The sequence below is a fragment of the Vreelandella sp. GE22 genome (assembly GCF_968212445.1).
The window spans coordinates 3,030,275-3,055,417 of the sequence record NZ_OZ309110.1 but is presented as its reverse complement, the minus strand read 5'-3'; the positions used below and the strand labels follow the sequence as shown (position 1 = coordinate 3,055,417).

General features: G+C 52.5%; 25 protein-coding genes. All 25 read left to right on the top strand.

The window, feature by feature from the left end:
- The first annotated feature begins 54 nt into the window (after window positions 1-54).
- A complete protein-coding gene (locus ACWHRL_RS14235) occupies window positions 55-489 on the top strand; it encodes a hypothetical protein (protein WP_447894169.1) in 435 nt (144 codons plus the stop codon).
- A 333-nt stretch (window positions 490-822) separates the two neighbouring features.
- A complete protein-coding gene (locus ACWHRL_RS14230; protein ID WP_447894179.1) occupies window positions 823-1,938 on the top strand; it encodes a hypothetical protein in 1,116 nt (371 codons plus the stop codon).
- A 202-nt stretch (window positions 1,939-2,140) separates the two neighbouring features.
- Entirely contained in the window at window positions 2,141-3,058 is a 918-nt protein-coding gene (locus tag ACWHRL_RS14225) for a hypothetical protein (protein WP_447894178.1), read from the top strand.
- Window positions 3,059-3,300: 242 nt separating this feature from the next.
- Window positions 3,301-4,481 (top strand): IS3 family transposase gene (locus ACWHRL_RS14220; protein WP_447894177.1). Its coding sequence is split into 2 segments (ribosomal slippage): window positions 3,301-3,568 and window positions 3,568-4,481, totalling 1,182 coding nucleotides; the frame shifts between segments, so codons are not numbered across the junction.
- Between the two features lie 335 nt (window positions 4,482-4,816).
- Window positions 4,817-5,371, top strand: a complete 555-nt coding sequence (locus ACWHRL_RS14215; RefSeq protein ID WP_447894176.1) for a hypothetical protein — start codon at window positions 4,817-4,819, stop codon at window positions 5,369-5,371.
- Window positions 5,372-5,740: 369 nt separating this feature from the next.
- A protein-coding gene (locus ACWHRL_RS14210; protein WP_447896183.1) for an IS5 family transposase occupies window positions 5,741-6,594 on the top strand; the annotation gives its coding sequence in 2 pieces (ribosomal slippage) (window positions 5,741-6,098 and window positions 6,098-6,594; 855 coding nt in all).
- Between the two features lie 49 nt (window positions 6,595-6,643).
- Complete coding sequence (locus ACWHRL_RS14205; RefSeq protein ID WP_447894175.1) at window positions 6,644-7,603, top strand: hypothetical protein; 960 nt, start codon at window positions 6,644-6,646, stop codon at window positions 7,601-7,603.
- 28 nt (window positions 7,604-7,631) lie between these two features.
- A complete protein-coding gene (locus tag ACWHRL_RS14200; RefSeq protein WP_447894174.1) occupies window positions 7,632-8,633 on the top strand; it encodes a tetratricopeptide repeat protein in 1,002 nt (333 codons plus the stop codon).
- Entirely contained in the window at window positions 8,623-9,642 is a 1,020-nt protein-coding gene (locus ACWHRL_RS14195) for a tetratricopeptide repeat protein (RefSeq protein WP_447894173.1), read from the top strand. The genes ACWHRL_RS14200 and ACWHRL_RS14195 overlap by 11 nt, the downstream gene beginning before the upstream one ends.
- Window positions 9,642-10,631, top strand: coding sequence for a tetratricopeptide repeat protein (locus ACWHRL_RS14190; protein WP_447894172.1), 990 nt, complete (start codon window positions 9,642-9,644; stop codon window positions 10,629-10,631). The genes ACWHRL_RS14195 and ACWHRL_RS14190 overlap by 1 nt, the downstream gene beginning before the upstream one ends.
- Complete coding sequence (locus ACWHRL_RS14185) at window positions 10,631-11,626, top strand: tetratricopeptide repeat protein (RefSeq protein ID WP_447894171.1); 996 nt, start codon at window positions 10,631-10,633, stop codon at window positions 11,624-11,626. The genes ACWHRL_RS14190 and ACWHRL_RS14185 overlap by 1 nt, the downstream gene beginning before the upstream one ends.
- An 833-nt stretch (window positions 11,627-12,459) precedes the next feature.
- Entirely contained in the window at window positions 12,460-13,059 is a 600-nt protein-coding gene (locus ACWHRL_RS14180) for a hypothetical protein (RefSeq protein WP_447894170.1), read from the top strand.
- Window positions 13,060-13,157: 98 nt separating this feature from the next.
- Window positions 13,158-13,592 (top strand): hypothetical protein, encoded by a 435-nt coding sequence (locus tag ACWHRL_RS14175; protein ID WP_447894169.1) that lies wholly within the window; start codon window positions 13,158-13,160, stop codon window positions 13,590-13,592.
- A gap of 333 nt (window positions 13,593-13,925) precedes the next feature.
- The gene (locus ACWHRL_RS14170) at window positions 13,926-15,041 is read left to right on the top strand and encodes a hypothetical protein (protein WP_447894168.1); all 1,116 of its coding nucleotides are present in this window, start codon (window positions 13,926-13,928) and stop codon (window positions 15,039-15,041) included.
- Between the two features lie 326 nt (window positions 15,042-15,367).
- Window positions 15,368-16,087: a hypothetical protein gene (locus ACWHRL_RS14165; RefSeq protein WP_447894167.1), complete on the top strand. Its 720-nt coding sequence runs from the start codon at window positions 15,368-15,370 to the stop codon at window positions 16,085-16,087.
- 335 nt (window positions 16,088-16,422) lie between these two features.
- A complete protein-coding gene (locus tag ACWHRL_RS14160; protein WP_447894166.1) occupies window positions 16,423-17,265 on the top strand; it encodes a hypothetical protein in 843 nt (280 codons plus the stop codon).
- Entirely contained in the window at window positions 17,258-18,250 is a 993-nt protein-coding gene (locus ACWHRL_RS14155; RefSeq protein ID WP_447894165.1) for a hypothetical protein, read from the top strand. The genes ACWHRL_RS14160 and ACWHRL_RS14155 overlap by 8 nt, the downstream gene beginning before the upstream one ends.
- A gap of 72 nt (window positions 18,251-18,322) precedes the next feature.
- Complete coding sequence (locus ACWHRL_RS14150) at window positions 18,323-18,619, top strand: hypothetical protein (protein WP_447894164.1); 297 nt, start codon at window positions 18,323-18,325, stop codon at window positions 18,617-18,619.
- A 323-nt stretch (window positions 18,620-18,942) separates the two neighbouring features.
- Window positions 18,943-19,683, top strand: coding sequence for a hypothetical protein (locus tag ACWHRL_RS14145; RefSeq protein ID WP_447894163.1), 741 nt, complete (start codon window positions 18,943-18,945; stop codon window positions 19,681-19,683).
- Window positions 19,684-19,712: 29 nt separating this feature from the next.
- Window positions 19,713-20,825 (top strand): hypothetical protein, encoded by a 1,113-nt coding sequence (locus tag ACWHRL_RS14140; protein WP_447894162.1) that lies wholly within the window; start codon window positions 19,713-19,715, stop codon window positions 20,823-20,825.
- A 493-nt stretch (window positions 20,826-21,318) separates the two neighbouring features.
- A complete protein-coding gene (locus ACWHRL_RS14135) occupies window positions 21,319-22,194 on the top strand; it encodes a hypothetical protein (RefSeq protein WP_447894161.1) in 876 nt (291 codons plus the stop codon).
- A 29-nt stretch (window positions 22,195-22,223) separates the two neighbouring features.
- Window positions 22,224-22,883 (top strand): hypothetical protein, encoded by a 660-nt coding sequence (locus ACWHRL_RS14130; RefSeq protein WP_447894160.1) that lies wholly within the window; start codon window positions 22,224-22,226, stop codon window positions 22,881-22,883.
- Between the two features lie 33 nt (window positions 22,884-22,916).
- The gene (locus ACWHRL_RS14125; RefSeq protein WP_447894159.1) at window positions 22,917-23,336 is read left to right on the top strand and encodes a hypothetical protein; all 420 of its coding nucleotides are present in this window, start codon (window positions 22,917-22,919) and stop codon (window positions 23,334-23,336) included.
- 493 nt (window positions 23,337-23,829) lie between these two features.
- Window positions 23,830-24,690, top strand: a complete 861-nt coding sequence (locus ACWHRL_RS14120) for a hypothetical protein (protein ID WP_447894158.1) — start codon at window positions 23,830-23,832, stop codon at window positions 24,688-24,690.
- 10 nt (window positions 24,691-24,700) lie between these two features.
- Entirely contained in the window at window positions 24,701-25,114 is a 414-nt protein-coding gene (locus ACWHRL_RS14115) for a hypothetical protein (protein WP_447894157.1), read from the top strand.
- Window positions 25,115-25,143 lie beyond the last annotated feature (29 nt).

Below are 25,143 nucleotides of genomic sequence, written 5' to 3'. Positions count from 1 at the left end.
TCACAGCCCGGCATGCCCTTAGCATTGGGGCTTTGGGAAGCGGTGCGGGCTTTTATGGAGTACGAGGTCAACACCCGCGAAGAGATTCAAGATCCTCACGGCTTGCATCGCCCTGGCGACCCGCCCTATGAAGGTGTACATACGTTCCACAATGCCCGGCGCCGATTGCACCGCCGTTACCGCGAGAGTGAGATCGGTCTTTTCAAGGTTACTCTGTGGTACCTGTGGCATATCATTGACCTTTGGACGATCCCTTTTTATTTGGCGGAATGGGAGATCCGTACTATCCAGAAGGCCGAGCGCCAGGGCCTCCCGGCCAGTCTTGATGAATGGTCGCAGCCCGTGCCCGAAGCTCAATGGGCCAAGCCCAGCCAGGAACTCACGCGCCTCTCAAACGAGGTCAAAAAGCGTCATGCTCGGCAGCCGAACCGGCCAATTACGGCCATCTTCGCCGAGGTTTATGCCAAGGAAGCGCCTCTTTCTGCTTGAGGGGACAAGAACACCACAGACAGCGCCGAAAGCGATTTTCCGGAGCTCACGCCCGGCGCGCGCTTTACGCTGACTGACCATTACACTTTGAGGCCAAGGCGCTTTACCCCAGAGCATTATGCGGTTGCCGTACGTTTTGAACGCTTGAATGAAGCCGGGCAATATCAAGCCAATGCCGATGATATCCAAGTGGTCTATCTGAACCCCTCCCTGGGTACTGGGCCAGAATCACACTACCAGCCAACTGATAGTGTCAACGCGCCGATTGAGCCAAGAGGCTGGTACGCTATTGATCCAAGCACTATGGTAATGAATCCGTAAACAGGAGCCAAAATGGCCAAGAAACATAAAGGCCTCACGGGGCCTGAACCGACCAAATCGCAGCAAGCGGGTAAGGTGGAGCGCTTACCGGCTGGAAAAATTATATTTCTGGCACCTCACCCCCTTCCAACTGGTGAGCCGGCACTAAACGAAGGGGCAATCAGCGAGCTTAACGATACTTGGCTGGATTATGGAGCTGGGTGGCCTGGTGTGTTTGGTAATCAACTAATCATAGCCTTGTCATTTTGGTCTTTCCTTTTCATGGCTGTTGTTGCGCCGCTATTACTTTCGCCGTTTATGTCTCAAAGAATGTTTAACGCTCTTTCTGATGGTTTTATAAGAAATGGCCTCTATATGGCGGCTGTTGGACTGTTTTTTGGGCTTTGGGGAGTACTTTCTGTGCACTCGAAACGCAAAAAAGTTATCCCAACGCGTTTTCACCGTCAACGTCGCCAAGTATGCTTTGTTCCGGAAAGTAAAAATGGTGATGGCTACGAAGCCCCTGTGTTTGTACCTTGGGAATCACTCCGGGTATGGGTTTTCGAGACCCGTGGCGCTACCCAGTATGGCGTGCAACAGCAGTACGGCATGGGAATAGGCTATTTGCTGCCGGGTACTGATAAATGGGTAAAAACCGAATTTATGACCCCTGCTTTGCCGTTGGCTCTGGCCGAGTGGGAAGCGCTTCGCGGTTATATGGAGTATGAAATCAACTCCTTGGATGAGGTCCAGAGCCCCCTTGCCATTCGAGAAGAAGGTGATCCGCCTTGGGAGGGGGCGCATACCATCCGTAATGCCCACCGCCGTCTGCATCGGCGCCGCCGCAACGGGGAGGTTGGCTGGTTCTACACCCTGGGTTGGTATCTCTACCACCTGCTCACCTTCTGGACGCTGCCAGGGTATCTGGCTGAGTTTGAGACATGGCTACTTAGACGCTCTGGTAAAAAGACACTGCCTGCTGAAATGGTGGAGTGGTCAAAACCACTGCCCGAAGAACAGTGGGCCAAGCCAAGCGCCGAGTTGGTAAGGCTCTCTGAAGAAGCCAGGCGGATTCGTAACGCCGATCCACAGCGGCCCATCGAAGAAGTATTTGCTGAGACTTACCGGCGGCAGGGGTTAGAAACCTGATTTTATGGCCAAAAAACATAAAGACCTTACAGGGCCAGACCCAACCAAACCGCAGCAAGCAGGTAATGTGGAGCGGCTATCAGCCGGAAAGATTATATTCCTAGCACCTCACCCCCTCCCCACGGGAGAACCAGCACTAAACGAAGGGGCGGTCAGTGAGATTAACAATACTTGGCTGGATTATGGAGCAGGGTGGCCAGGAGTGTTTGGTAATCAGTTCGTGATAGCTCTGTGCTTTTGGTCGTTTCTTGTAGTCGCTTTTGTTTTTCCGATGGTTTTGTACCCATTTGTCTCAGAAAGAGTCTTCCGTGCTTTCGTAGACGAAGCTTTTAGAAACGGCTTTATTGCGATATTAATTGGATTTGCGTTTGGGATATGGGCGACTGTTGAAGTTTATACGAAGCGCAAAAAGGTGATCCCTGCGCGCTTTAATCGTCAGCGTCGCGCAGTATGCTTTGTTCCGGAAAGTAAAGACGGTAACGGCTACGAAGCGCCCGTGTTTGTACCCTGGGAGTCATTACGTGTGTGGGTTTTTGAAACTCGTGGTGCTACGCAGTATGGCGTGCAACAACAGTACGGCATGGGGATCGGCTATGTGCTGCCTGGCACCGACCAATGGGTGAAAACCGAGTTTATGACGTCTGGATTACCACTGGCCTTGGCTGAGTGGGAAGCCTTGCGGGGTTACATGGAGTATGAAATCAACTCCCTGGATGAGATTCAGAGCCCCCTTGCCATTCGAGAAGAAGGTGATCCGCCTTGGGAGGGGGCGCATACCATCCGTAATGCCTGCCGCCGTTTGCATCGACGCCGCCGCAACGGTGAAGTTGGCTGGTTCTACACGCTGGGTTGGTATCTCTATCACCTGCTCACCTTCTGGACGCTACCAGGGTATCTGGCCGAGCTCGAGACGTGGCTACTTAGGCGCTCAGGTAAAAAGACACTGCCGGCTGAGATGGTGGAGTGGTCGAAACCATTGCCCGAAGAACAGTGGGCCAAGCCAAGCGACGAGTTGGTAAGGCTCTCTGAAGAAGCCAGGCGGATTCGTAAAGCCGACCCACAGCGGCCCATCGAAGAGGTATTTACAGACGCCTATAAGAGGATGAGATGTCAGCGGTGACTTGCGAGCGTGGCTAAACGTGCAGTGAGATGGGTGATATAGAAAAGCTCTTTGGCATCACGCACGAAGCGCTGTGGTAACCCCCTTGCCCGCATTTCCGTCTGGGCGCGAGTTATTGCCACAATGAGGTTCGGCATGAGGAGTAGAGTACACCGAAACGCTGCTCTCACTGTAGTGGCATAGTAAATTTGGCCACCTAATTAGAGGTGCTAATATGCACCAAGACATCACCAGGTGGCAGCATGGCAACAAGACCAAAACGTAACTTTAGCCCTGAATTCCGGCTCGAAGCAGCACAGCTAGTCGTCGATCAACACTACACGGTTCGTGAAGCGGCTGAAGCCATGAATGTGGGGTATTCGAGCATGGATAAATGGGTTCGTCAGTTACGCCAGGAGCGTGATGGCCAAAGCCCTAAAGCAACGCCCATGACAGCCGATCAGCTCAGGATTCGCGAGCTTGAAAAGCGCATCCGTGACATTGAGATGGAAAAAGACATCCTAAAAAAGGCTACCGCTCTCTTGATGTCGGACTCCCTGAACACTTCTCGCTAATCGAGAAACTCAAGACGAGCTACCCGGTAAAAAAACTGTGTGACGTGTTTGGCGTGCATCGCAGCAGCTTTAAATACTGGAGACAACGTTCACAAAGACCTGTGTGTGCCACGAAGACCAAGGAAATAGCCAAGGTCAGAGAGCTATTTCGCGAGAGCGAAGGCTCTGCAGGGGCGCGCAGCATCGCAGAGATGGCGACAAGGCAGGATGTGCCGTTAAGTCGCTATCGCGTTGGCCGCCTGATGGAAAAGCTTGGCCTGATTAGTTGCCAAGTGCCTGGGCACACCTACAAGAAAACAGGTGATGAACATGTTGAGGTACCGAACCACTTAGCGCGTCAGTTTAACGTTGAGGCGCCCAACCGCGTTTGGTGTGGCGACGTCACATATATCTGGACTGGCAAACGCTGGGCTTATCTAGCCGTTGTCATGGACTTATTTGCCAGGAAAACGATTGGCTGGTCGATGTCGTTGTCGCCCGATAGCGAACTCACCAGCAGCGCATTGGAAATGGCTTATGAGAGCCGTGGGCGGCCAAAAGGGGTTATGTTCCACAGCGACCAGGGCAGTCATTACACGAGCCGTAAGTTCCGTCAGACACTCTGGAAATGCCAGGCAAAACAAAGCCTGAGTCGACGTGGTAATTGCTGGGATAATGCGCCAATGGAGCGTTTCTTCAGGAGCTTAAAGGTTGAATGGGTGCCAACGTATGGCTATCGATCATTCTTGCAGGGGCAGCATCATATCGTGAACTATTTAATCGGGTATTACAGCCAGCTTAGGCCTCACCAGCATAACGGTGGTATGAGTCCGAACCAGGCAGAGGAAAAGTACTGGGTTAACTATAAAGCGGTGGCCAGTTTTACTTGACCACTACATTACGGCATTTTCATTCGTATACCTCCAGGGTATTTCGGCAATGAAGTCCTGCTTGGGCTGAATAAACCACATATAAGTATCCTTACTCTTCTGGTGTTAGGGGAACCGTCAGGGCAAAGTGGGCAGGCCCGCTCATACCTCGAGCTTCCTCGCCATTGGGTTCGATGTCTTTTCCGATTGCGGAAGCATCAGACTTGTAAAAGGTGAAACGTAAGCGGTCTTCGCCTGGTGTGAGCTGGCAAGTCAGAGCACGAAACTATGATATTTCCAAGAGTAGCTTGGAGTTAATGGTGTTCGTGATTATGGCATCGGGAGGGGGGTATGTAATGTCTTTATTCGTTGAGTCGTTGTTAGCCTCTTTTTTGCTAGGATTTGGTATGTTTCTACCTTTCTTTTTACTTGGCTTAAGTGTAACCCATTACACTACTATCTTTGTTTACCGTTTTACTGAAACGTTAGTGGAGGTGCATTCTTGGAAGCCGCAGGATGCTGCAGCTAGCGCATTCTTGAAGTGGTCCGCGATTATTTTGCTACCTGTGGTAGGCGTACTAGCATTATTTGAGCCAGCCTTGATAGTAGCGGGTATTGGCCCCTTGGGGATAGGGCTTATGGCCTTGACAGCGGGGTCTCGACAGACAAAGCAGGATAGTAGAAAACATCATTCATTTTATTGGCAAGACACCAATAAAATCTATCTTTATCCTGATAGATATATTATAGGTTTGAATACTCCTTGGTATCACCCTGAAAAAAGAAAAATTATTCCTAATGGAATGAACGCAATATATTGCAAAGAGGGCGAACGACAAGAAGTGTTTAGATTCTTTAAAGAAAGATTGCCAAATGTTGAGGTGGTAGAAGAGAAGTTTCATCTTTGGTGATGCTGATTTGGTTGCTGATGCAACACGAACCTACCTTACCGGCCGTGCCGTTTTTTAAAAACTACTTCATGGAGCCACTGCAGCATTTTGGAGAATGTGTTAGAAAAAGCGTGGCCAGCGCCGGTAGTCGCCTAGACTCAATATGGCTACTGGCTAAAAATCTCCTTTCCTGCTTCTCTAGCGGGGGATACTGCTAGTATCTCGGAGATCGGCCGAGAGGGATTTTGGGCGCCTGGCGATAGATTCAGGTTAGTATGGTCAAACTAATATGATAACGTGATTTTTCCCCAAACTGGTTCGAGTGACTAGGCTTTGTATGAAAAGTCATTTTTGCTAATGTAACCCATGCATAACCAGCATCGGTGCAATATGTCAGGACGCTACGAAATCCACGAGCAACAATGGCAGTTGATCAAAGACATCGTATCCCCGAGTCAAACCATGGGCAGGCCCAGAAAAGACGACCGGCAGATGCTCAATGGTATCTTCTGGGTGCTCTGTTCTGGCGCCAAATGGCGCGATCTACCTGAGCGCTATGGCCCCTGGAGCACCGTCTATGCCCGATTCCGTCAGTGGCGAGATGACGGTACGTTTGAGGCGGTCTTATCGCGTCTCCAGCTACAGCTTCGTGAAGATGGCTTGATAGACCTGGAAACGTGGATGATCGACTCAACCGCCGTTCGTGCAACCCGAGCCTCCGCTGGCGGAGGCAAAAAAGGGGATCCGACGAACCCGAACATCACGCGTTAGGCCGAAGTCGCGGCGGCATTACGACGAAGATCCACCTGGTTTGTGATCGGTTGGGCTGGCCCATCGCCTTCACTCTTTCTGCAGGGCAGGAGGCGGATACGCGCTACTTCCTGCCCACTCTGGAGAAAGTCCGGTTGTCGGGAAAGCGCGGCCGGCCACGCAAACGTTGTCGCTATATCGTGGCTGACAAGGGTTACGATAGCGAAGCCTTGCGCCGTTACTGTGATCGCGTTCGGATCAAACCCGTCATCGCTCAACGGCAGATGAAACGCAAACCGCGTCCGGGCCTCCCTCGCGGTTTCGATAAACCCAAATATCGCCAAAGAAATATCGTGGAGCGCGTGTTTAGTTGGCTCAAGGAGTGTCGCCGTATAGCGACTCGCCAAGAGAAGCTGGCCCGCAGCTTTTATGCGATGGTATGTGTAGCTTGCATACGTCGATGCCTACGGGCCGACTTTTCGTACAGACCCTAGGGAGTTGAAAGACCTATTGCCCCACTGGCAAGCGCTGAACGAGCTGGGAATGGGCGGGCAGCGCGAGCGTTCACTGGATGACTGGCGCAGCCTGGCGAAAGCCAACTTCGAAATCGAAGGCAGCGCCGGGGCGGGCGCCAATGCCGACTTCAAGCTGGGCAGGGAGGGCGGCAAATTTGTACTGCGCATATCCGCCAAGCTGGTTGCCCTGACGGGCATGGGCAGCAAGATCCGTTTCGAACTGGACCCCGCCTATCTCGATTTATGGCTGGCGATGCTGTACCGCGCCTACAAGGATAACCAGTACGAAACGCCAACGTGGATTACCCCGGAAGCCGAAAGCACGCTGGGCAAGATGAGCTTCCTGTATGCCACCTTGCTGTTGACCGGTGGATTACTGGCCGCGCGGGGGCTGGAACAGGTCGATAACTTATTTACCGAGCTAACCGGCGGGCAGAATGCCGGGCCGATAGCGTATGCGTTGGCTAATGACCCTCGGCAAGAAACATTGTCTGGCTGGGTTCAGGCATTAACTCCTAAGGCATTAGGTGCACTACTCCATGTACTCACCAATACGCCGCGAGCGTTCAAGGCTGAAGGTGAGGATAAATCCGCTGAACAAGCACAGGATGTTCAGCAGATCGCCATCTCGAAATGTCTGGAGTGGATCGTGGATGGCGTGACCACCGGGCAGTACGGCAGTTGCCGCTTTGATACGCAGACGTCGACGCCCGACCAACCGGCTCAATACCTGTTTACGAAAGCGGTGGCCCGCATGACCGTTGGGGGGGAGTTGATATGGGGTAGAGAAACAAATAGTTTAGCCCCAGCACACGATTCAGAAGATGATGAAGCGGCTATAACTCCCTACCAGGTGGGGCTCAATCGCTTGAATGTATTTATGCAAAGAGAGTCAAAATTGCAAGGTACACAAGTCTTTAGGGAAAAAGAACTTTATGAACTTAATGTTCAAAGGTTGGGTTCGGTGGATTGTAGTCAAGAGTCTTGATTTTTACTGAACTTTTAGAGAGATGCTAATGAGAATTTCAAGTTTGAAGTTGGTAAGTAAAACAGCGCTGTTGAGTGTCCTTTTAACTTTTAGCGCACAGGTTTGGGCGCTGGAAGAAGATGCCCAGGCTGCTAAAGAAGAAGGCATGCGTTTGTGGGGCATCCATCAGTGGGAAACGATGCAACCCCCGCTTAAAATTGCTGCTGAAGCAGGCGACGTGGAAGCCATGTACTACCTGGGTGAAGCAAACCGATTACTCAGTCGAGGCCTGTCCCGAGCAGCTATGGACTGGTACTACCAAGCCGCCCGGCACGGCGAGCCCTACGCCATGCTGCGCCTCAATTCGGGCGGCGCCTGTAAATTGGGCGACGTCTGCCCCGATAACGGCGACGACTGGCGCGAAGCGGCGCTCGAAGCGACTTTGCCCAAGGCCGAAGACGGCGATGCCGACGCGATGATGGCGCTCTATTCCATCTATGCCACGATGGAAGATGCGGACGCCGCCAATCATTGGTTGTTAGAAGCTGCGGAAGCAGACAGTGTCTATGCGCTAGATTGGTTGGGCCGCCGAGCCATTGACGATCAGGATAATTACGCTAGCGAAACTGAACTCTTAGAGGCAGCGGAAGGTTGGTTCCGCCGTGCAGCGGAATTGGGTTACCCGCCTGCCATGAGTAACCTATCAGCAATATTGCGTAATCTAAAACATTATGACGAAGCTTGGGAGTGGATAGAGAAAGCCTCTGATGCTGGACATATGAATGGCCGACAGTGGTTAGCTGATTGCAATATTATGCCTAACTCTAAGGGAAGGGAACTATGTAATGCAGCTCCTTCCCCAAATCCAGTAGAAGGGTGGGCAATTTTAACGGCTATTACTGAGGAAGTGCCTGATACTTTTTCATCCGGCCATTGGGAACTATATCGTCAATATGTTACACCCGAGCAGCGTGAGGAAGGAGAAGCTATGAAAGATGAGTGGCTAAATAAAGAGCCGCTTTCTTATTTTCCGCCCAAGTATGGTTATTAATGAAAAGTCGCTTTATCGCCCTCTATATTGCCTTACCGCCGCCGTTGCCTTAACGGCGGCAATACCCGCCTATTCGCTTAGCGACGATGCCCAGTCTGCTAAAAATGAAGGCATGCGGCTCTATAGTATTAGCAGGCCGAAAACCGCTATTCCCCATTTAGAACAAGCAGCACAAGCAGGTGATGCAGAGGCCATGTATTACCTGGGTGAAGCCAATCGCCGATTAGTAATGGGCAATATGAATACCGCCGCACTGGACTGGTACTACCAGGCTGCCCAACACGGCGAGCCCTACGCCATGCTGCGCCTGTTCGACGGTGGTGCCTGCGAACTGGGCGATGTTTGCCCGGATAATGGCGACGACTGGCCCCAAGAGGCGCTCGAACTCACACTGCCCAAGGCGGAAGCGGGTGACGCGGAAGCCATGGGCGCGCTCTATCATATTTATTACTACGTTGAAGAGCCCGATGAAGAAGAGGCGCTCACTTGGCTCCATCGTGCGGCTGAGGCGGGTGACGCCAATTCCATGAACTGGCTGGGTGAGCTAGCCCGCAGCGATAAGGATGGCTATAACAGTGACACGGAGCGGCTAGAAGCGGCGGAAGGATGGTTTCGACGAGGAGCTGAAGCAGGCTTTGCCCCATCCATGAACAACTTGGCCGTAGTCTTGAACCACTTGGGAAAAAACGAGGAATCTTGGGAGTGGCTAATACAGGCTTCTGAAGCTGGACATATTAACGGACGTGGTTGGTTGGGCGTCTGTAATATTGAGCCTGAAGGTGATGAAATGAGCCTATGCCATTCAGCTCCAGCTCCCGATCCAGCAAAAGGGTGGGCGATTTTACGAGCTATGAATGAAGAAGTGCCTGGAACGTCATCAGAGCGGTTATTGAGAGTTTATGGAGGCGGAGTTGCTTCTGAGCAGCGTGAACAAGGCGAACATTTGATCGCTGATTGGCTAGACCTTGAGCCGCCGCTCTCCTATTTTCCCAGAAAGTTTGGTTTTTAATGAGTAAGCCGCGTTATCGATTTCTGTGTTCATTTACCGCCGCCGTTGCCCTGACGGCGGCAATGCCCGCCTATTCGCTTGGCGACGATGCCCAGTCAGCTAAAGATGAAGGCATGCGGCTGTGGGGCATTCATCAATGGGAAAAGATGCAGCCCCTACTTGAGATAGCAGCTGAAAGTGGTGATATGGAAGCCATGTATTACTTGGGCGAAGCGAATCGATTACTCAGTCGAGGCCTTTCACAGGCTGCGCTGGATTGGTACTACCAAGCTGCCCAACACGGCGAGCCCTATGCCATGCTACGCCTCAATTCAGGCGGCGCTTGTAAGCTGGGCGACGTCTGCCCCGATAACGGCGACGACTGGCGCGAAGCCGCGCTCGAAGCGACCTTGCCCAAAGCCGAAGACGGCGATGCTGACGCCATGATGGCGCTCTACTCTATCTATGCCACGTTAGAAGATATGGACGCTGCCAATCATTGGTTGTTAGAAGCGGCTGAAGCAGACAGTGTCTATGCGCTAGATTGGTTAGCGCGAAGAACCCTCGGTGACCAGGATAGATACAAAAATGATACCGATCGTCGGACAGCCGCTGAAGTTTGGTTTCGTCGCGCTTCGGAGTTGGGGTATGGGCCTTCCATGAACAATTTATCATCTGTATTAGTTCAATTAGGGCGTGAGGAAGAGGCTTATGAATGGATGATAAGGTCATCTGATACGGGAGTAGTCGATGCAAGGATGGGGGTTGCCTGGTGTTATCTTGAGCCTGAGTTCGATGGGATTTGCTTGAATGAACAGAATATGGCGATAGGCGTAGGTGTTCTTGAAGCTATGGTTGAAGAGATCAATAAGTCTGAGGCAGAGTATTTGCTGGATAATGTGGCAGAACCCCTCACCGATGAAGAGAGAGAAGAAGCCAATGACGTAAAAGCTCAATGGCTTAACCAGGAGTCGCCGCTCTCCTATTTCCCCGACAAGTTTGGCTTTTAATGATTAACCGTTTCCATCGAACTCTATGTTACCTCACCGCCGCCGTTGCCTTAACGGCGGCGATGCCCGCCTATTCGCTCGGCGAAGACACCCAAGCCGCCAAGGACGAAGGCATGCGGCTTTATGGTATCCATCACTCCAAGTCTGCTATCCCCCTGTTAGAGCAAGCCGCTGAAGTAGGCGATGTGGAAGCCATGTACTACCTCGGCGAAGCCAATCGGCGTCTTGCTATGGGTGGCCTGTCGAATGCGGCCATGGACTGGTACTACCAGGCCGCCCAGCGCGGCGAGCCCTACGCCATGTTGCGTCTCGACTCAGGGGGCGCCTGCAAACTGGGCGGCATTTGCCCCGAGGACGGCAACGACTGGCGAGACGCGGCCCTTGATGCGACCCTGCCCAAGGCCGAAGACGGCGACTCGGCCGCCATGATGGCGCTCTATTCCATCTACGCCGTAGAGGACATGGAGGCCGCCAATCACTGGCTGCTGGAAGCGGCCGAAGCAGACAATGTCTATGCTCAAGACTGGTTAGGGCGAAGAATTCGAGATGGTGAAAGTGGCACCAGGTACACCAACGATACGGAGCGCCTGGAAGCGGCTGAGGTTTGGTTTCGACATGGGGCTGAAATGGGATATGGGCCTGCTATTAGGAATCTGGCTTTTACGTTAAAGCAGTTGGGTAGCTTGGATGAAGCCTACGAATGGCTGATCAAAGCATCACAGGCAGGCGATATACAAGGGCGTCTACGGCTTTCATGGTGTTATTTGGATCCTGGCCATAACGATATATGTCGCAATGCAGATAATAAAGCGGCGGGTGTAGGTATGCTGGAAGCGATGATTGAAGAGGCAGGTAAAAGTGAAGCTCAAGACTTATTGGATATGTCAGAAATCTCACTAACAGCCGCACAGCGAGCAGAGGCTGATGATATAAGAAATCAATGGCTAAACCACGAGCCACCGCTCTCTTACTTCCCCGCTAAATTTGGCTTTTAATGAGGGGCTATCTTTACCGTACTTTATATTGCCTCATGGCCGCCCTTGCCCTAACGGTGGCTATGCCTGCCTATTCGCTCGATGATGCTGCCCAAGCCGCCAAAGGCGAAAGTATGCGGCTTTATAACGCTTATCAACGCTCGAAAAGCGAGCCGTACCTGAAAACGGCAGCAGAACCTGGGCGGTAGCTGGCTTGCTAATTATTACAGTATTAGCCGACATGACGGGTGGCTGCTCTCTACCCCCTGGAGCCAAGGTGCTTCTAAAGTCAGTGATCGTCCATTTGAAGCGTATCAATCACGGTTACAGGAGATTGCTCAAGCACCCAAAATGGGTATCACTATTGAAGAGGCTGACAGCTGGTGGCGGCGGCAAGTTAGTGGGCCAGAGTCAGTTGATTTTAAACTCTCTTTGCCAATTCGCCTTGGAGACCTTGCGGCACCGTCTGTCAGAAGGGCGCCGGTGCGTCTTTCCATCGGTGTCTACCAAGTGCAGCCGGAAAATCAGGGGCAAGATTATCAGTCTGAATAATGGGTGAAGGCTACCGATAAGATCGTGGAAAGCTTGTCCCTTGCGGATAAAGCGCCACTCGCGTTTGCCCTGCCTCGGCCTGAGTCACTGAATTCGATATCGGCGCGGCCCACCCATAATGTTTTTGCCGTACGGCTGGAAGTGCTGGGCCACGATGGCCATTATCAGGCCAACGATTACCATATTTATGTATCGCCCTCAGGGCAGCGGAGATTACACGCCATCGGATGTTGCTATTCGCGGTCAACAAGCCCCGTGGCAACACATCGACCCTCTTCTTTTGATTTGATTAAGGCACTTCCATGTCGGCCAAACAAAACCCAACGCCGCGCCCGGATATGCTCCAGCCCCACCGGGCTGGAGATGTTGAGTCATTTTCAGGTGGTAAGGTTATCTACCTGTCGCCTACTCCCTTGCCTACAGGAGCAGCTCCTCTAGATTTCAATCAGGCGATTGGAGAATTAAATGATATCTGCTTGGATTTCGGGGAAAGCCTTCCTACGCCATTCACTTGGCAGTTCACGTTAGGTATACCCTTTATAGGCTTTTTGATGCTGGTTTTTCTTATTCCAGTGCTTGGGGGAGGGCTAATGTGGTTTATTGGAAAGGATATCGAGCTTTTTTACGCAGGTATTGCCGGGCTTTTTAATGAAGTATTTGCTCAGGCTTCAGTAATCTGTTTCTTGATATTAATATTAGCCTTGTTCATTAAAGCCCATTATCACTATAAGTTCCGGGAAGCTGTGCCCACACGCTTTCACCGCCAACGCCGCGAGGTCGCCTTCGCGCCGGGGGATGGCAAGCCACCCATCATTGTACCCTGGGAAAACGTGGCGGCCTGGGGACGCAAGCGCAGGGGGCAACGCAATACGGTGTACAGCGCCAGTATGGCCTGGGGATAGGCTTTATCGAGCCTGAAACCGGGCAGCAGCACTTCCTGGAATTATCACAGCCCGGCATGCCCTTAGCATTGGGGCTTTGGGAAGCGGTGCGGGCTTTTATGGAGTACGAGGTCAACACCCGCGAAGAGATTCAAGATCCTCACGGCTTGCATCGCCCTGGCGACCCGCCCTATGAAGGTGTACATACGTTCCACAATGCCCGGCGCCGATTGCACCGCCGTTACCGCGAGAGTGAGATCGGTCTTTTCAAGGTTACTCTGTGGTACCTGTGGCATATCATTGACCTTTGGACGATCCCTTTTTATTTGGCGGAATGGGAGATCCGTACTATCCAGAAGGCCGAGCGCCAGGGCCTCCCGGCCAGTCTTGATGAATGGTCGCAGCCCGTGCCCGAAGCTCAATGGGCCAAGCCCAGCCAGGAACTCACGCGCCTCTCAAACGAGGTCAAAAAGCGTCATGCTCGGCAGCCGAACCGGCCAATTACGGCCATCTTCGCCGAGGTTTATGCCAAGGAAGCGCCTCTTTCTGCTTGAGGGGACAAGAACACCACAGACAGCGCCGAAAGCGATTTTCCGGAGCTCACGCCCGGCGCGCGCTTTACGCTGACCGACCATGACACTTCGAGGCCAAACAGGTTTACCCCAGAGCACTATGCAGTTGCCGTACGTTTTGAACGCTCGAATGAAGCCGGGCAATATCAAGCCAATGCCAATGATACCCAAGTAATCTATCTGAACCCCTCCCTGGGGACTGGGCCAGAATCACACTACCAGCCAACCAATAGTGTCAACGCGCCGATTGAGCCAAGGGGCTGGTACGCTATTGATCCAAGCACCATGGTAATGAATCCGTAAACAGGAGCCTAAATGGCCAAAAAACATAAGAGCCTTATGGGGCCAGATCCAACTAAACCACAGCAAGCCGGTAATGTAGAGCGTCTATCAGGCGGGAGCATTACCTTTTTAGCGCCTTTGCCTCTTCCAACCGGGGAGCCAGCATTAAACGAAGGTACGATCAGCGATCTCAATGACACTTGGCTGGACTATGGTGACGGTTGGTTCGGAGTGTTTGGCAACCAACTATTATTGAGTGGCATATCAATAATGTCACTCATGATGCTGATTTTATTCCCAATAATTGTTTACTCCTTCATATCAGAACGTGCGTTTCAAACATTTTTAGATGAAGCAGTTAGAAACACTTTCTTGGTGGTATTATTGATATCAGCAATAGGCATTTTTGTAACAGTTAAGCATTTTCATATAAGGAAAAAAGCTATTCCTGCACGCTTTCACCGCCAGCGCCGCGAAGTGTGTTTTGTGCCGGAAAAGAAGAGCGGCGATGGCCATGAAAAGCCGGTTTTCATCCCCTGGGAGTCGCTTCGCGTATGGATTTTCGAGACTCGTGGCGCTACACAGTATGGTGTGCAACAGCAGTACGGTATGGGGATTGGTTATGTGCTGCCGGGTACTGATAAATGGGTGAAAACCGAATTTATGACCCCTGGCTTGCCGTTGGCCTTGGCAGAGTGGGAGGCTTTGCGGAGCTATATGGAGTATGAAGTCAATTCCCTGGATGAGATTCAGAGCCCCCTTGCCATTCGAGAAGAAGGTGACCCTCCATGGGAAGGATCACATACCATCCGTAATGCCCACCGTCGTCTTCATCGGCGTCGTCGCAACAGGGAGGTTGGCTGGTTCTACACTCTGGGTTGGTATCTCTACCACCTGCTCACCTTCTGGACACTTCCAGGTTACTTGGCTGAATGGACAAATAGGCTCGTTCGTCGATCAGGTACCAAAGCGTTACCTCCAGAGGTGGTGGAGTGGTCAAAACCACTGCCCGAAGAACAGTGGGCCAAGCCAAGCGCCGAGTTGGTAAGGCTCTCTGAAGAAGCCAGGCGGATTCGTAACGCCGACCCACAGCGGCCCATCGAAGAGGTATTTACAGACGCCTATAAGAGGATGAGATGTCAGCGGTGACTTGCGAGCGTGGCTAAACGTGCAGTGAGATGGGTAATATAGAAAAGCTCTTTGGCATCACGCACGAAGCGCTGTGGTAATCCCCTTGCCCGCATTTCCGTCTGGGCGCGAGTTATTGCCACAATGAGGTTCGGCATGAGGAGTAGAGTACACCGAAACGCTGCTCTCACCAGGCGAAGACCGCTTACGTTTCACCTTTTACAAGTCTGATGCTTCCGCAATCGGAAAAGACATCGAACCCAATGGCGAGGAGGCGCGGGGTATCAGCGTACCTGCCCACTTTGCCCTGACGGTTCCCCTAACACCAGAAGAGTAAGGATACTTATATGTGGTTTATTCAGCCCAAGCAGGACTTCATTGCCGAAATACCCTGGAGGTATACGAATGAAAATGCCGTAATGAGCTGGCAAGTCAGAGCACGAAACTATGATATTTCCAAGAGTAGCTTGGAGTTAATGGTGTTCGTGATTATGGCATCGGGAGGGGGGTATGTAATGTCTTTATTCGTTGAGTCGTTGTTAGCCTCTTTTTTGCTAGGGTTTGGTATGTTTCTACCTTTCTTTTTACTTGGCTTAAGTGTAACCCATTACACTACTATCTTTGTTTACCGTTTTACTGAAACGTTAGTGGAGGTGCATTCCTGGAAGCCGCAGGATGCTGCAGCTAGCGCATTCTTGAAGTGGTCCGCGATTATTTTGCTACCTGTGGTAGGCGTACTAGCATTATTTGAGCCAGCCTTGATAGTAGCGGGTATTGGCCCCTTGGGGATAGGGCTGATGGCCTTGACAGCGGGGTCTCGACAGACAAAGCAGGATAGTAGAAAACATCATTCATTTTATTGGCAAGACACCAATAAAATCTATCTTTATCCTGATAGAAATATTATAGGTTTGAATACTCCTTGGTATCACCCTGAAAAAAGAACAATTATTCCTAATGGAATGAACGCAATATATTGCAAAGAGGGCGAACGACAAGAAGTGTTTAGATTCTTTAAAGAAAGATTGCCAGATGTTGATGTGGTAGAAGAGAAGTTTCATTTGTGATGATGCTGATTTGGATGCCGATGCAATACGAACCTATCCTACCGGCCGTGCCGTTTTTTAAAAAACCACTTCATGGAGCCACTGCAGCATTTTGGAGAATGTGTTAGAAAAAGCAGGGCCAGCGCCGGTATTCGCCTAGACTCCATATGGCTAGTGGCTAAAAATCTCCTTTCCTGCTTCTCTAGCGGGGGATACTGCTAGTATCTCGGAGATCGGCCGAGAGGGATTTTGGGCGCCTGGCGATAGATTCAGGTTAGTATGGTCAAACTAATATGATAACGTGATTTTTCCCCAAACTGGTTCGAGTGACTAGAGTGGTTTCCAAAGGAGCTGGTGTGCTCGCCGCAGTAACAACGTTTCTGGAGGCAATTGAGCGTCATCAACGTGGCGATAATGATGCCGCCATCGCGTTTGGTTTTGCCGCGGTAGGCGCCGTACTTACTGTGCTTGCTTTTTCCAGCCCGGTGGGCTGGGGTGGGCTTGCTCTGCTGGTAGGTGGTGCCGTGATAGGCACTCTATTAACGGATGGCCCCTTTGTGCAGTGGCTCAAAAACGAGCCCTTTGGCATGCAGCGTGGGGCAGCGCCTTGGCTGCTGGAGCCTGAAGAGGCTTACTATCGGCTTCAAAGTTTGCTGGCCAATATTTCTATCACCGCACGTCGCCTTACCACACAAGAGCAAGCTGCTTTACGTGCTAATGTAGCTGTGACCCATAACAGACCCAATCCATCATCAATTTTAATGGGTGAACTTTGGCAGAGGCAGCTCCAAGCAAGTAGTGTCAACACCGTCATCGAGGTGCAAAGCGCCCTGCCAGGCATGGGGAGTGAATTGCAGGATGTGACAGTAATAGGCCTGTTCGAATCTCAAGTGAGTGATGCGGATCTCGGGAGTAATACGCGCCCCGTAAATGTTATCCCCACGCTGACCCGGTTATCCGCTAATGAAATAAAATATTATATACAAACTCCAGAGAGTCACCCAAGTAGCCTTGATTTCATTCGTTATAGACTGGAGGTGAGTATCCAGTTTCGTAAAAGCGTGCATGTGCCGTTTGAGGTTGACGAGTTCTACCCGGCCCCTGAACCATTGGATGAAATGCCGAGGTATTTGAATAACGTGTTTAATAGAGAGTCTCTGAATAAAGGTTTCTGGAAAACGGAGTCGACGTATGTCTAACTCTGAGGGTAGTGGTGATGCTTATGCCTATAATGCTTATAATCCCAAAAAGCGTCTTGAGTGGGACCAGAAAAAAGTCGACCGTGCGCATATGATCGGAATACCACTTAGCTGGTACAAGCGTACGCAAGATAATGCTAATAGTGAGGAGTATGGGTGCATAAATATTATAGCATCGAAAAACTGGGAGGAACAGAGAGCCAAGCGTGTCAAGTATGAAGATAGTGTTTTTGACGTGATGCGTGTCGTTTATGATCACGAATCTATGATGCCGCCTAATTACAGCTTTATTTCACAGGTTTTTTTTGTTGCGATGGCTTTCGGTAAGTTATGTGCTTATTGTTTCCTTGGCCTTTATTCTTTATTCTGTCTGCTTTTTTTTTCGTTTTTTATTTTCGGGGATTGGAGTTGGCAAGATACTTTAGCTAGTATGTTTGACATGGGTGTTATTTGTATTTCTACAGCTCTCGTTGGTCTATTTGTTTGGAAGAGTACGCGTCTGATTGAAAGAAAGTTCCCCCGATTTTTATACCATATGCGCAAGGCTCCCCTCTGGCAGCTCAATCGCCAAACGGGCCTGTTTACGGTCTATAACCCCAAAAAAGCCTGGGAAGAGCGCGTGTCGGCACCGTTCTACGAGTTTGATGCCTATCTTACCAGCTCACCGGATACCCAAGGCAGTTCGACCTATTCACTGCAGCTTTTCCACCCCGGGACGGGCGTTCGCCAGAAGCTGGATGCGCAATTTCCACCCGGCAATATGCGTGGCGAAATGATTGCCGCGTGGCAGTTTATCCAGCGCTATATGGATGTCTCCCAGCCTTTGCCGGATGTGCCCGCGCTGGAAATTCATCGACCCAACGATCCTAAAACCGCGGAAGTGGATGAGCGCAAGGGCCGCAACCCTCGCTACTGGCGGGATATGAGTGAAGCTGAGGTGAAGCAGATCCAGGAAGAGAAGTATCGCCGCAATATTCGCCGGTAGTAGGCCGCCATAAGGTGATGACGAGCTATCAATGGCTCAGGAAGCCTTCTTCTCATTCTCAGGAGACCCTGATTGAAACCACATAAATCAACCAGCCCCGCGCCGCTGCGCGCGGGCCAGTGGGCAAGACAAGGCGGCAGCGTGCAGTATTGCCTGAGCCCGCTCCCCCTGCCCACGGATAGTGAGCTTGCCCACGACGTAACGAAAGTCGATGTGTACTACGACGATGCCGTGATGGATCTTCGCGCGGGTGCAAACCCAGAAGCAAGCATGATGGCTGGGACCTGTGTGACAGGTGGAGGCATTATTTTGATTTTCGTATCTCTGTTGTTGTTATGGATTGCTGCGATGAGGGGGGGGGCTATATAACGATGTTTTTATTTATATTTTTGCTTCCATATTGGGGTCTTTTGATCGTGGGCAACTTTGCCATCCCTTTTATGAATACCGCCCTTAGAAGAACGCCGCCGGTACGCTTGAACCGCCACCACCGAGAGGTGGCATTTGTCGTAGCGCCCAGGGGGCGTTTTTGGATGCCAGCACCGGAAAGTTTGGTGTGGTGGTCCGTGGTTACGACCATTTCCGCCTTCAGCGTGGGCGTAGCCCTTTTTGAGATTCATGACTGGTTTTACGGCAGAACCGAGCACTTTCCTATCGGGTTTGTGCTAATCCATATAACGACAGTCGCGTTAATGTTCGTTTACCCTTTTATTTACGACACGGTATCGCGCTTTTGCAAACGCGAGCGTCGTACGGTCATCGTTCCCTGGGAAGACGTGGTGGCGCTGGCAGGGGTCAGCCAACACCTATCGCCCTATGGCATCTCCGGCGTTGGCTGGGAGTTTGAGCTTTTGGCCCCTGACCCCGAGCGCCCGGGCTATGCGCTGCCCGGCGGCGGGATCTCGTGCGGGGTAGGCGGCTATCCGGGGGCGTTGGCGCAGTGGGAATATATACGTTGCTTTATGGAAGAAGGTCCCAGCTCCATCTCTGCCCGAAGTGACAAATCCTGGACGGAAAAATACAACGACGAGATGACGCAGGCCAAGGCATATTTCGAGCGTACCAACGAGCCGAAAAAGTGGCGACGTTTTCGGCGCGGCAAGCGGTGGGAGTTCGCCCGCTTTGCGCACTGGTATGCCGACTATCGCGAGCAGCATATTCTGCCCCAGGCGGTACCCAGGGGCTGGCTTGCCGAATGGTCCAAACCCCTGCCGCCCGAAGAGCGGGCGACCCCCTCGGCGTCTCAGGTCCAGCTCAGCACCATCGTACGCGCCGCCTACCGGCGTGGCGAAACGTTCAGCACGATGGGCGATATCGAAAAACGCTTTGGCATAACGTCTGAAGCGCCGCGGAAAACGTCTTATCCCACGTTTCCTTTCGGGCGTGAGGCAGGCGGTATGAAGAGCTTGGCTGGACCAGGACAGAACAAATAAAGGCATGGCGGAAAATCAGGATATAAACAATGAGTTTAAAGGCACCGGATCTGCCACAGCCAGATACTCATCAGCCTCATCAGGCAGGAGAGACCCAATCCCTCCCTGGGGGGCGTATTACCTATCTTTCCCCCAAGCCTTTGCCCACTGGTCATCAAGCGCTGGACCTAAACGGCACAATCAGCGCCCTCAACGAGGCATGGTTGGATGTTGGTGGGGGGTACTCCGACGCTTTTGGCTGGCAGCTACTTACCGGCGTGAACTTTGGTTTGTTTGTATTTTCAGCATTGTTTGGGCCCAGTTTAGCCTGGTTGATGATGCCTGATGTACCGTTTGATTTTATTTTAGGACTAGCCAAATTTGGTTTTGGGGTAGGTGTTACGGGTGGGGGGGCTGTTTTTCTACTGATGTATCTAGGGCACTGTATTGCCCTTAGCCGTTTGCGGCATACTCCCCCGGTGCGTTTTCATCGTCAACGCCGCGAGGTGTGTTTTGTATTAGAAGGCACACGAAAAACAATGGTCGTTCCCTGGGAATCTCTGATGGCGTGGGTGGTAGAAGCCCGGGGCGTTACCCAGTACGGCGTTCAGCAGCAGTTCGGCATGGGATTTGGCTATGCGCACCCCGAGACTGGCCAATGGCTAAAACTCGAATTCATGACCTTTGCGAAACCCTTGGCCATTAGCCACTGGGAAGCAATCCGTGCCTATATGGAATACGAGGTCAACTCATTGGCTGACGTTCAGGACCCCAATATCATCAAGGGCGAGAACGACCCGCCCTGGGAAGGCGTGCATACCCTGCGCAATGCTCGCCGCCGTATTAATCAGCGCCGAGCTGACGGTGAAATCGGCTGGTTGTATTGGTGCGGCTGGTATCTTATTGACATCATTCAGCTATGGAACTTACCGGGATATTTAACCGAAAGGGAAAACAAGCGGTTAATAAAAACGCGGCCCAATATATTGCCAACCAAAATGACACGGTGGTCACAACCCCTTGGCGAAGAACATTGGGTCAAACCAGGCGATGAGTTGGTAAGATTGTCCAAAGAGGTCAAGCGTATTCGCGAGCAAGACCCGGCCTTGCCGATTGAAATGGTGTTCGCCGACGCTTATCGACGCCAAGGTATCACCGCATAAGGTCACTATGTTCAAGACGAATATTCGCTCTACGCTGCCCCCCATGCGCGCAGGGGAGCGGGAAAGCCGCGCCGGGGGCGAGCAATTCTGCCTGAGCCCCTTGCCGCTTCCTGTGAATAGTAAATACGCCGTGGAGGTGGCGCAAATCGATGTGCGTCATGATGAAACCACTATGGATATTCGCCAGGGCGCCAGCCCGGATAGCATGATGACGGCGGGCCATATGCTGAGCGTCGGTATCGTAGCCATAATGGCTTTCTGCCTTGTTGTATGGGTAGGCATAGGGGGATTTCCACCTGACCCTCAGTTTGCAGCCGCATGGGGGGGGGGGCTGTATTTCGTAACTCTTTTTACATTTATCGCTGGTATTGTCACGGTTAACTTAGTATTACAACGCATGCCACCTATTCGATTGAATCGCCAGCGTCGTGAAGTGGCCTTTGTGGTCGATCCTCCGGGTCGCTTCTGGCTGCCTGCTCCTTACAATCTTTGGATGATTTCTATCGTTGGGACCGCCTCCACCATTCCGGGGGGCATGGGCATCATTGAAATAGGCGAGTGGCTGCGCGGTGCCCGAGAAAACTTTCCTGTGGGGTTAGCGCTACTGCATATGGGGGCCATGGCCTTTCTCTTTATATATCCGGCGATTTACGACATTATCTGCCGACTCTGCAAGCGCGAGCGCCGTACGATACTGGTGCCTTGGGAAGACGTGGTGGCGGTGTGTGGTTTCAACCCCAGCCTGGGGCCGGGGGCCATCACCGGCTTTGGCTGGAACTTTGCACTGCTGCCCCCGGACCCGGAGCGCCCCGGCTATACGCTACCGGGGGCGGGCATCATCGTCAGCGTGGGCGGGCTACCGGGGGCGCTGTCCCAGTGGGAGTACATCCGCCGCTTTATGGAAGAAGGTACCGAGGCCATCACACCTGCCGCCCGTGAGTGGGGCGTGGCGTGGTACGACGCCTACGTGGCCCGGGAAAAGGCCGAGTGCGAACGCACCAATGACCCCGCCCGTTGGCGACGCTTTCGGCGCAAACGGCTGTGGGAGCACGCCCGCTTTGCCCACTGGTACACCGAATACCGCATGAAACACATTCTGCCGAAAGCCGTGCCCCATGACTGGCTGGCCGAGTGGTCGAAACCCTTACCCGAACCCCAGTGGGCCCAGCCATCGGCGGCGCTTAAGACACTTAGCGAGCACTTGCACGCCGCTTATCAGCGCGGCGAGACGTTCAGTGAGTTGGGCGATATCGAAAAGCGTTTTAACATCACGCCCGAAACGCCTCGTCGAGACCCTTATCCCACGTTTTTGTTTGGGCGCGAGGCAGGCGATATGAAGAGATTGGCTGGACCAGGACAGAACAAATAAAGGCATGGCGGAAAATCAGGATATAAACAATGAGTTTAAAGGCACCGGATCTGCCACAGCCAGATACTAATCAGCCTCACCAGGCAGGAGAAACCCAATCCCTCCCCGGGGGGCTTATTACCTATCTTTCCCCCAAACCGTTGCCCACTGGTCATCAGGCACTGGATTTAAATGGTTCGATTAGTAGCCTTAATGAGACGTGCCTGGATGTAGGTGGTGGATACATGGATGTTTTTGGCTGGCAATTACTGACCGGAGTAACGTTTTTTTTGTTTTTGTTCTCAGCGTTGTTCGGCCCAAGCCTGGCTTGGTTAATGTTAACGAATGCTTCGCTAGCCTCTATGTTAGACACTTTTAAATTTGGCACATGGGTAGGTTTAGCGGGAGGAGGCGCAGTTTTTTTAATAATGTATTCAGGCCACTGGACAGCGCTTAAAAGCATACGCAATACGCCACCCGTTCGCTTTCACCGCCAGCGTCGCGAAGTCTGTTTCGTAGTAGAAGAAACAAAAGAAACAGTCATTGTGCCCTGGGAGTCCCTCATGGCCTGGGTAGTCGAGGCACGCGGTGTTACTCAATACGGTGTACAGCAACAGTTTGGCGTAGGCATGGGCTACGCGCATCCTGAAACGGGGCATTGGCTAAAAATCGAGTTCATGACCTTCGCCAAACCGCTGGCGATCAGCTAGTGGGAGGCTGTGCGTGCCTACATGGAGTATGAGGTGAACACCCATGCCGAAATACAGGACCCACTAACTGCGCGCGCAGAAAACGATCGCCCCTGGGAAGGCGTACATACCCTGCGCCGGGCGCGCCAGCGAATGAATGAACGCCGCGCCAGCGGCGAGATCGGCTGGCTCTACTGGGGCGCCTGGCACGCGATGGATATTATTCAGCTTTGGAATCTGCCGGGCTATTTGACCGAGTGGGACAACCGCCGCTTGAGTAAGGCGCGCACCAACCTGCTGCCGCCTCAGATGATTGAATGGTCAAAACCACTGCCCGAAGAACAGTGGGCCAAACCGAGCGATGAGTTGGGATCGTTATCTAAAGAGGTCAAGCGTATTCGCGAGCAAGCCCCGGCCTTGCCGATTGAAATGGTGTTCGCCGACGCTTATCGACGTCAGGGTATCACCGCATAAGGTCAATATGTTCAAGACGAATATTCGCTCTGCTGTGCCCCCCATGCGCGCCGGCGAGCGCGAAAGCCGCGCCGGGGGCGAGCAGTACTGCCTGAGCCCGTTGCCGCTACCGGTGAATAGTGAATATGCCGTGGATGTGGCGCATATCGACGTGCGCCACGATGACGCCACCATGGATATTCGCCAGGGCGCCAGCCCGGATAGCATGATGACTGCTGGCCATATGCTGAGCGTCGGTATCGTAGCCATAATGGTCTTCTGCCTTGTTGTATGGGTAGGCATCGGGGGATTTCCACCTGACCCTCAGTTTGCAGCCGCATGGGGGGGAGGGCTGTATTTCGTAACTCTTTTTACATTTATCGCTGGTATTGTCACGGTTAACTTAGTCTTACAACGCATGCCACCTATTCGATTAAATCGTCAGCGTCGTGAAGTGGCCTTTGTGGTCGATCCTCCGGGTCGCTTCTGGCTGCCTGCTCCTTACAATCTTTGGATGATTTCTATCGTTGGGACCGCCTCCACCATTCCGGGGGGCATGGGCATCATTGAAATAGGCGAGTGGCTGCGCGGTGCCCGAGAAAACTTTCCTGTTGGGTTAACGCTACTGCATATGGGGGCCATGGCCTTTCTCTTTATATATCCGGCGATTTACGACATTATCTGCCGTCTTTGCAAACGTGAGCGCCGCACGGTACTGGTGCCCTGGGAAGACGTGGTGGCGGTGTGTGGTTTCAACCCCAGCCTGGGACCGGGGGCTATCACGGGTTTTGGCTGGAACTTTGCACTGCTGCCCCCGGACCCGGAGCGCCCCGGCTACACGCTACCGGGGGCGGGCATCATCGTTAGCGTGGGCGGGCTACCGGGGGCGCTGTCCCAGTGGGAGTACATCCGCCGCTTTATGGAAGAAGGTACCGAGGCCATCACACCTGCCGCCCGTGAGTGGGGCGTCGAGTGGTACGTCGCCTACGTGGCCCGTGAAAAGGCCGAGTGCGAACGCACCAATGATAAGGCCAGTTGGCGACGCTTTCGTCGCAAGCGGCTGTGGGAACACGCCCGCTTTGCCCACTGGTACACCGAATACCGCATGAAACACATTCTGCCGAAAGCCGTGCCCCATGACTGGCTGGCCGAGTGGTCGAAACCCTTGCCGAAGTCCCGGTGGGCTACCCCGTCGAAAGAAGTCACCGAGCTAAGCGAGCTATTACGGGCAGCTTACTTGCGTGGCGAGAAATTCATCGAAATGGGCGATATCGCCCAACACTTTGGCGTCGCGGTGCCCGCGGCCAGCCAAAAGGCCTACCCTTCGTTTCCCTTCAGAAGCAACGCCCAGCCTGTTTCGGATTATCATCAGTAAGGATCGTGTCATGACAGAAAAGAAGTGGCCAATGGGTACCCTTGCCGTTCTAACGTGCCAGGGGTGCCATCATAAATGGCCGGCCAACTGGAAACAGACCAAAGCACTACAGGAAGGCAAGCCAGTGGTGTGTCCCAAGTGTCATGCGGAATTACCCCTCAATGAAGAACAGAAGGCGGCATTCGAGGAGCATGTCGAGAGCATTGAAAAAACCACAGGCAAGGGATCTATCTGGGTCACGCTTGCAGGTCTGGCCAGTTTCGCGGTCGCGATCGGCTATTTCTTTAACGTTGTGCCTATGCCTGCGCTTGTGGCCGTGATCCTGCCTTGCGTTTTGATCATGTTCTCTTCTTCATCAAGCGCCAGGGAGATACAGCCGCTCTTTCTGGCGTTGTTGCCTCGGCATACCGATAGTCAACAGTAACCGAGCACTGGCGTTACTGTTGGTAGCGC

What these genes read in the sequence shown, in the direction of transcription:
- ACWHRL_RS14205 (WP_447894175.1), top strand. Translation starts at nt 6,644, where the DNA reads ATGGGCGGGCAGCGCGAGCGTTCACTGGATGACTGGCGCAGCCTGGCG.
- ACWHRL_RS14180 (WP_447894170.1), top strand. Translation starts at nt 12,460, where the DNA reads ATGTCGGCCAAACAAAACCCAACGCCGCGCCCGGATATGCTCCAGCCC.
- ACWHRL_RS14230 (WP_447894179.1), top strand. Translation starts at nt 823, where the DNA reads ATGGCCAAGAAACATAAAGGCCTCACGGGGCCTGAACCGACCAAATCG.
- ACWHRL_RS14235 (WP_447894169.1), top strand. Translation starts at nt 55, where the DNA reads ATGGAGTACGAGGTCAACACCCGCGAAGAGATTCAAGATCCTCACGGC.
- ACWHRL_RS14195 (WP_447894173.1), top strand. Translation starts at nt 8,623, where the DNA reads ATGGTTATTAATGAAAAGTCGCTTTATCGCCCTCTATATTGCCTTACC.
- ACWHRL_RS14115 (WP_447894157.1), top strand. Translation starts at nt 24,701, where the DNA reads ATGACAGAAAAGAAGTGGCCAATGGGTACCCTTGCCGTTCTAACGTGC.
- ACWHRL_RS14215 (WP_447894176.1), top strand. Translation starts at nt 4,817, where the DNA reads ATGTCTTTATTCGTTGAGTCGTTGTTAGCCTCTTTTTTGCTAGGATTT.
- ACWHRL_RS14200 (WP_447894174.1), top strand. Translation starts at nt 7,632, where the DNA reads ATGAGAATTTCAAGTTTGAAGTTGGTAAGTAAAACAGCGCTGTTGAGT.
- ACWHRL_RS14155 (WP_447894165.1), top strand. Translation starts at nt 17,258, where the DNA reads ATGTCTAACTCTGAGGGTAGTGGTGATGCTTATGCCTATAATGCTTAT.
- ACWHRL_RS14175 (WP_447894169.1), top strand. Translation starts at nt 13,158, where the DNA reads ATGGAGTACGAGGTCAACACCCGCGAAGAGATTCAAGATCCTCACGGC.
- ACWHRL_RS14130 (WP_447894160.1), top strand. Translation starts at nt 22,224, where the DNA reads ATGAGTTTAAAGGCACCGGATCTGCCACAGCCAGATACTAATCAGCCT.
- ACWHRL_RS14140 (WP_447894162.1), top strand. Translation starts at nt 19,713, where the DNA reads ATGAGTTTAAAGGCACCGGATCTGCCACAGCCAGATACTCATCAGCCT.
- ACWHRL_RS14165 (WP_447894167.1), top strand. Translation starts at nt 15,368, where the DNA reads ATGTGGTTTATTCAGCCCAAGCAGGACTTCATTGCCGAAATACCCTGG.
- ACWHRL_RS14135 (WP_447894161.1), top strand. Translation starts at nt 21,319, where the DNA reads ATGATTTCTATCGTTGGGACCGCCTCCACCATTCCGGGGGGCATGGGC.
- ACWHRL_RS14145 (WP_447894163.1), top strand. Translation starts at nt 18,943, where the DNA reads ATGTTCGTTTACCCTTTTATTTACGACACGGTATCGCGCTTTTGCAAA.
- ACWHRL_RS14120 (WP_447894158.1), top strand. Translation starts at nt 23,830, where the DNA reads ATGATTTCTATCGTTGGGACCGCCTCCACCATTCCGGGGGGCATGGGC.
- ACWHRL_RS14185 (WP_447894171.1), top strand. Translation starts at nt 10,631, where the DNA reads ATGATTAACCGTTTCCATCGAACTCTATGTTACCTCACCGCCGCCGTT.
- ACWHRL_RS14170 (WP_447894168.1), top strand. Translation starts at nt 13,926, where the DNA reads ATGGCCAAAAAACATAAGAGCCTTATGGGGCCAGATCCAACTAAACCA.
- ACWHRL_RS14190 (WP_447894172.1), top strand. Translation starts at nt 9,642, where the DNA reads ATGAGTAAGCCGCGTTATCGATTTCTGTGTTCATTTACCGCCGCCGTT.